The sequence below is a fragment of the Blautia sp. HCP28S3_G10 genome (assembly GCF_052065235.1).
GTDB lineage: Bacteria > Bacillota > Clostridia > Lachnospirales > Lachnospiraceae > Blautia_A.
Genome location: NZ_JBQHUL010000037.1, coordinates 25,659 through 32,515 on the forward strand (window position 1 = coordinate 25,659; position 6,857 = coordinate 32,515).

A 6,857-nucleotide genomic window follows, 5' to 3' on the forward strand; every position below is an offset into this window, starting at 1 on the left:
AATGAACAGAAAAGAACAGACAGCATTAAAAAAATTCTTATCCATTCGGGGAATGGGAGCTGCTCTTACAGCTTTCGTAGGACTGATCATTATTTATATCGTATTCGGTATTATTAATCCTTCCGTATTCTCCGGACAGAATATTATCAATCTTCTCAGATCAATGTCAAAATATCTGCTTGTCGGTGTGGCACAGAGTTATGTTATGATCACTGGAAATGTTGATCTTTCTATTGGATCTGTAGTAGCGGTAAGCGCAATGATTTCTGCGACACTGATGACAAAAGGAATGGCACCTGTGCTTGCCTGTCTTATTGCTCTGGTGTGCTGCCTGGCACTTGGAGTGGTCAGTGGGGTTCTGGTTGGAAAGTTCAAACTTCCGCCATTCATTGCAACACTTGGAACAATGTTTGTTGGCCGTGGGATTTCCTACATGGTAAACGGTAACAGAAATACAGATGCACTTGCAACAGGAATTGGTAAGGACGCAGCCGATAAGTTTTCAAATATTTTCTACTATGGCAAGACATTTGGAGTATACAATACATTCTGGATTGCACTGATCGTGTTCCTGATTTTCTTTTTCATTATGTCCAAGACATTCACAGGAAGACATATTTACGCAGTTGGTTCAAATGTAGATGCAGCCAGACTTTCTGGAGTAGATGTTGTAAAAACAACTATCAAAGTATATGTAGTCAGCGCTATCTGCTGCTGGATCGTAGGAATGATTCTCTGTGCACAGGCTGGAATGGGTAACATGGAAGCCGGAAATATGTACGAAATGTATGGTGTTGCTGCTGGTGTTATCGGTGGTGTTTCTCCTCTTGGTGGAGCAGGAATCCTTCTTGGAACATTTGCAGGAGCAGGATTATGGCAGACACTTGAAAATGGTCTGAACATGATCGGAGCACAGGTTGGTATGCAGCGAATCGTAATTGGTGTGATCGTTGTTGGGGCAGTTCTTCTTGCTGAATTAAGAGGACGTAAAAAGAACTAAAAGCGTATGTTACATCGTAGGGGTACGATATGTAATATAAAAACTATATAATGGCAAAAAAAGGAGGATTTAAAAATGAAGAAAAAAGTGTTAGCGGTAATTTGCAGTATGGCTATGGCAGCTGGTTGCTTTGCAGGTGCAACAACAGTATTTGCAAAAGGTGAAAAAATCGCTCTGATCACAATGGACTCTATTGACCAGCACTGGGTAACCTTAAATGAAGGTGCACAGGAAGAAGCTAAAAAAGAAGAAGTTACTGTTGATTACATGGCACCTAATACAAAAGATGATGCTCAGCAGATCGAATGTGTAAACAACGCCATCGCAGGTGGATATCAGGCTATTATCGTAGCTGCAAACGGACCAGACGCTATTTCAGGATCACTTAAAGAAGCACAGGCTGCAGGAATCAAGATTGTCTATGTAGACTCTCCTGCAAACGTAGATGCCGAAGCTACTTTCTCTACAGATAACAAATCCGGTGGAGAAAAAGCAGGTGAAGAACTGAAAAAAGCTCTGGAAGACAAAGGCGTAACATCTGGTTCTATCGGTATCATCAATACAAACGCAGCATCTCAGTCCACACTTGATCGTGAAGCAGGATTCAGAGGCGTATTCGAAGACACAGACTTTGAAGTTCTTGAAACTCAGTACAGCGAAGGTGATGCAGCTAAATCTCAGTCCATCGCAGAAAACTATATTACACAGGGTGTTGTAGGTATCTTCGGAACAAACGAAGGTTGTACAGTTGGTACAGGTAATGCTATCAAAGCATCTGGAAGTGACAGCGTTCTTGGTGTTGGATTTGATAAATCTGATACAATCCTGAACCTTGTAAAAGACGGATATCTTGTATGCACAATGGCACAGAACCCGGACGTAATGGGTGCTGAAGGCGTTAAAGCAGCAGTTAAGGCAATCAATGGTGAAGACCTTGGTGGTGAAGTGACTGATACAGGCGTTTCTGTTATTACAGCAGATGATGTAGAAGAATAAAAAATATTTACAGATTGCATATGCTGTTCAACGGAGTGAACAGTAGCGAATAAATAAGAACTGCCTCCGGGGATTATTGAGTAGAATCGATATTCTTCGGGGGCTTTTTTTCTGAAAAAGGAGAGAAGAATGGGGAAAAAAGTCATTTCGGCCGGTCATATATGTCTGGATATTACTCCGGTTTTTCCTGGAGGACATTATACAAAGACAGAAGATATACTGATGCCGGGAAAACTGATCCAGATGGATGAGGCGGCTGTCCATATTGGAGGGTCAGTGGGAAATACAGGACTTGCTATGAAAATTCTTGGGGCAGATGTTTCACTGATCGCCAGAACCGGGGCAGATGTATTTGGAGAAATTGTCCGTTCCGGTATGGCTAAATATGGTGCAGGCGATGCAATAAGAGTGGTTGAAGGGGGAACAACTGCCCATTCGATTATCCTTGCGATACCGGGAATCGATCGGATTTTTCTGCATCATCCCGGAGTGAATGATACTTTTTCCAGTGAAGATATAGAAGAAGATATTCTGAAAGAAGCAACCCTGTTCCACCTGGGATATCCGTCAGTAATGAAGAAACTTTATGAGAATGAAGGCGCAGAACTGCTTAATATCCTCAAAAAAGTAATAGAATATGGAACGGTTACATCTGTGGATATGGCGGCAGTAGACGAAAATTCACCGGCCGCAAAAGAAGACTGGAAAAAAATACTTGAAAAAACAATTCCGTATATAGATGTATTTATGCCAAGTGTAGAGGAATTGTGCTATATGCTTGATAAGTCATTGCTGGAACAATGGAAAATAAGAGCAAATGGCAGAGACATAACAGAAATTCTGGATATAGAAAAAGATGTGCGCCCGCTGGCAGATACATGCCTGAATATGGGGGCGAAGATTCTGGTAATCAAATGTGGAGTACGTGGTATATATTACTGCACAGCTGATGAGACAAAAATTGCCATGATCAGTGATAAACTCGAGCTGAATGTTGGGGAGTGGAGCAATCAGGAAGGCTTTGAGGAAAGTTATCAGCCGGATAAATTCCGGTCGGGAACAGGTGCCGGCGATACGAGCATTGCAGCATTTCTGACAGCATTACTGAATGATTACAGTTTGAAAGAATGTGTTCAGTTGGCTGCGGCTACAGGAGCTTCCTGCGTGGCTGCCTATGATGCATTAAGCGGACTGAAAAGTTTTGAAGAACTGGAAAAAAGAATAAAAGCCGGGTGGCCCAAAATAAAAATGTAGAGAAAAGAGGGAAAACCATGAACAAAAAATATCTGATTGACACAGAGGAAAATAAAAAATTTCTGGAGGAAATCCGCGAGGATCTGCTGAACTTTGGCCATCAGTTTCCTGCACCGGACGGAACCTGTTATTATCTTGGAGATGATGGAACTCCATGGAAAGAGTATAACAGAGAAACTTATGCTACAAGCAGAATGACGCATGTATATACGCTGGGAAAATTTCTGGAACATGAGGGCAGCGATGAACTGATCAATGCAGCAGTTGGCGGACTTATGGGCACTGCACGTGATAAAGAAAACGGCGGCTGGTATTCAGCACTTACACCAGATGGCGGACATGCAGAGAATAAACTTTGCTATGCACATGCATTCGTGATTTTGGCTGGTACAGGAGCAGTTCTGGCAGGACATGCGGAAGGAGAAAAACTGCTTCAGGATGCACTGAAAACGTATGATCGTTATTTCTGGAATGAAGAAGCAGGTATGTCCTGTGATACCTGGAATACAGAGTTCACAGTCATGGATCCGTATAGAGGACTTAATGCGAACATGCATACGGTAGAAGCTTTTCTTGCAGCAGCAGATGTAACCAAAGATGAAAAATATCGTGTAAGATGCGGAAGAATCATTGACCGTGTAATTGGCTGGGCAGGTAATAATGAATGGCGCATTCCGGAACACTATACAAGTGAATGGGTACCGGACATGGAATGCAATAAAGAGCATCCGGATGATCAGTTTAAGCCATACGGAGCAACTCCGGGTCATGGACTGGAATGGGCTCGTCTGATCACACAGTGGGCACTTTCTACATATAAAGATGATAAAGAAAAAGCAGCCAAATATATTGCAGCGTCGGAAAATCTTTTCAACAGAGCTGTTGAAGATGGCTGGAATTCAGATGGTGCACCGGGAATTGTTTATACAACAGACTGGGACGGAAAACCAATTGTGCACGACAGAATGCACTGGGTTCTTGCAGAAGGAATCAATACAGCAGCAGTACTGTATCATCTTACCGGAAAACAGAAATATGCTGATGATTATGCTGATTTTATGGAATATCTGGATGACAAAGTACTTGATCATGACAAAGGTTCCTGGTTCCATCAGATGGATCAGAATAATGTACCAAATGGAACAGTATGGCCGGGAAAACCAGATCTTTATCATGCGATCCAGGCAACTCTGATTCCATATTATGCACCGGATCTTTCCATTGCAGTTGCAGTAAAAGAAGGAAAAAAATATAGCAGATAATTACAGGAGGAACAAGAAAATGCTTGTTACAATGAATGATGTTTTACCTCCTGCAAAGAAAAATAAATATGCAGTTGGGCTTTTTAATGCTGTAAATCTGGAAATGGCAAGGGGAATTATCGAGGCTGCAGAAGAAACGAAATCACCGGTTATCATGGGAACAGCAGAAGTGCTGTTTCCGTGCGGACCACTGGAAGAACTTTCTTATTTTCTGATTCCCATGGCAAAAAAAGCAAGCGTGCCGATTGTAATTCATCTGGATCATGGCCTTACAAAAGAAGCATGCCTGAAAGCTCTGGAACTGGGCTTTACTTCTATTATGTATGACTGCTCCACAGATGAGTATGAAGTAAATGTAGAAAAAGTACGTGAAATGGCTGAGATTGCACATTCCTATGGGGCAACTATAGAGGGCGAACTGGGACATGTGGGAAATAATCCTGAGACAGCAGATGGTGCAGTAGATCCTGCAAGTTTCTTTACAGATCCTGAAGTTGCAAAGGATTATGTAGAAAAAACGAAAGTAGATGCGCTGGCAATATCTGTGGGAAATGCTCATGGAGCCTACAAACTTCCGCCGAAACTTGATTTTGAAAGAATTCGTACAATTGCCCGGACAGTTGATGTGCCACTTGTTCTTCATGGCGGCTCCGGACTCAAAGATGAAGATTTTAAGCTGGCTATTCATGATGGAATCAGTAAGGTGAACATTTTTACAGATATTAATGTTGCTGCTGTTGAAGAAGAATTCCGCAGATTTGATAGTATGGGAAAAGGATTAACAGATCTGATTCCTGCAGTTGTTGACGGTGTCAGAAAAGAATGTATAAAGAAAATGCAGCTGTTTGAATGCTGCAACAGGGGATAAAGAATGAATTATATAATTTCAAATTCTGAAATATCAGCCCAAATATCTTCCAAAGGAGGAGAACTTCAATCTGTACGCAGTGCGGTTGGAAAAGAATATCTCTGGCAGGGGGATACTGAGATATGGGAAGACAGAGCACCAAACCTCTTTCCATATATAGCCAGATTGACAGAAGGAAGTTACTGGTTTCAGGGAAAAAAATATCATATGGATATCCATGGATTTCTTCCCTCTTCGGAGATGGAATTTGTGGAAAAAACAGAAGACAGTCTTGCATTGAAACTGGAGACGTCAGAGGAAACGCTGAAACAGTATCCTTTTAACTTTGTGCTTCTGATCATATGGAAAGTAAAAGGATCAACTCTGGATATTACATATCAGGTAGAAAATAAAGATTCCAGGACAATGTATTTTGGAATTGGTGGTCATCCTGGATTTATCGTACCGCTGGAAGAAAACAGAAAGTTTGAAGATTACCGGATTGATTTTGGTGGCGAAGTAATTCCTCAAAGAGTTAACATGTCTGAGGACTGCTTTGTAATGGAAGGTGAAAAACCTCTGGAATTGAAAGACGGGCGTTATCTGAATCTTTGTCATAATCTTTTTGATCATGATGCAATCATTCTTAAAGATATGCCGCGGCAGGTAAGAATAAACTGTGCAGGTGGAGCTGAAGAAATAACACTTACATTTCCCAAAATGAATTACCTGGGTATATGGCACAGGCCATTTAAAACACCGGATTATGTATGTGTAGAACCATGGAGCTCCTTACCTTCCAGAAAGGGAATTGTGGAAGATATTGAAAAGCAGCCTGGACTGATTTCACTGGAAAGTGGAAAAACTTATCAGAACAGCTGGAGCATTACAATAAGTGCTTCCCAAAATAAAAAATAAAAAATTGAAAAAAAGTGTTGACAGCCCGGTTGGAAAGTGTTATTCTAACTGAGCTGTCACAAGAAATTGTTTCTTCTGCATCAACAATTTAAAAAGTTTTGAAAAAACGAAAAACAATTGTTGACAAAGAGAAATGAGTGTGATAAGATAGCGAAGTCGCTTGAGAGAGCGGTACATCACTTCAAAAAAGTTTTGAAAAGACTTAAAAAAGTTCTTGACAAACAAAAAAGAATGTGATAATCTATATGAGCTGTCTGAGAGATGGCACAAAGAACATTGATAACTGAACAGTGAAACACATACGATTCTCGAAAATTTCTTTAAATTAAATTTTTAAGAACAAACCTTAAAACAGTAAAACGGGAAGATAGCCAAGTGTTGTCTGACCGGAATCAAACACTTTACAAGCCTTTGGCTTGTGGCAGTGAGCGAACAATTAAGCTGATGCAAGCATCGCTGAATTGTTTACACATTTTATCAGAGAGTTTGATCCTGGCTCAGGATGAACGCTGGCGGCGTGCTTAACACATGCAAGTCGAACGGGAAACCTATTATTGAAACTTCGGTCGATTTAATTTGT

The 6,857-nt window shown here is 41.1% G+C and carries 6 protein-coding genes and 1 rRNA gene; all 7 read left to right on the forward strand.

What is annotated here, in order from left to right; translation table 11 throughout:
* Position 1 precedes the first annotated feature (1 nt).
* A complete protein-coding gene (locus tag ACTNB8_RS13445) occupies positions 2–1,000 on the forward strand; it encodes an ABC transporter permease (protein ID WP_441055494.1) in 999 nt (332 codons plus the stop codon).
* Between the two features lie 75 nt (positions 1,001–1,075).
* Complete coding sequence (locus ACTNB8_RS13450) at positions 1,076–1,996, forward strand: substrate-binding domain-containing protein (RefSeq protein WP_441055496.1); 921 nt, start codon at positions 1,076–1,078, stop codon at positions 1,994–1,996.
* A gap of 129 nt (positions 1,997–2,125) precedes the next feature.
* A complete protein-coding gene (locus ACTNB8_RS13455) occupies positions 2,126–3,250 on the forward strand; it encodes a carbohydrate kinase family protein (RefSeq protein ID WP_441055498.1) in 1,125 nt (374 codons plus the stop codon).
* Between the two features lie 17 nt (positions 3,251–3,267).
* Entirely contained in the window at positions 3,268–4,512 is a 1,245-nt protein-coding gene (locus tag ACTNB8_RS13460; RefSeq protein ID WP_441055500.1) for an AGE family epimerase/isomerase, read from the forward strand.
* Positions 4,513–4,531: 19 nt separating this feature from the next.
* Entirely contained in the window at positions 4,532–5,380 is an 849-nt protein-coding gene (locus tag ACTNB8_RS13465) for a class II fructose-bisphosphate aldolase (RefSeq protein WP_441055502.1), read from the forward strand.
* Between the two features lie 3 nt (positions 5,381–5,383).
* Complete coding sequence (locus tag ACTNB8_RS13470) at positions 5,384–6,277, forward strand: aldose 1-epimerase family protein (RefSeq protein WP_441055503.1); 894 nt, start codon at positions 5,384–5,386, stop codon at positions 6,275–6,277.
* Positions 6,278–6,751: 474 nt separating this feature from the next.
* Positions 6,752–6,857, forward strand: a 16S ribosomal RNA gene (locus tag ACTNB8_RS13475); the annotation flags it as partial.

Coding starts and splice junctions, on each gene's coding strand:
- ACTNB8_RS13445 (WP_441055494.1), top strand. CDS start 2: ATGAACAGAAAAGAACAGACAGCATTAAAAAAATTCTTATCCATTCGG.
- ACTNB8_RS13450 (WP_441055496.1), top strand. CDS start 1,076: ATGAAGAAAAAAGTGTTAGCGGTAATTTGCAGTATGGCTATGGCAGCT.
- ACTNB8_RS13455 (WP_441055498.1), top strand. CDS start 2,126: ATGGGGAAAAAAGTCATTTCGGCCGGTCATATATGTCTGGATATTACT.
- ACTNB8_RS13460 (WP_441055500.1), top strand. CDS start 3,268: ATGAACAAAAAATATCTGATTGACACAGAGGAAAATAAAAAATTTCTG.
- ACTNB8_RS13465 (WP_441055502.1), top strand. CDS start 4,532: ATGCTTGTTACAATGAATGATGTTTTACCTCCTGCAAAGAAAAATAAA.
- ACTNB8_RS13470 (WP_441055503.1), top strand. CDS start 5,384: ATGAATTATATAATTTCAAATTCTGAAATATCAGCCCAAATATCTTCC.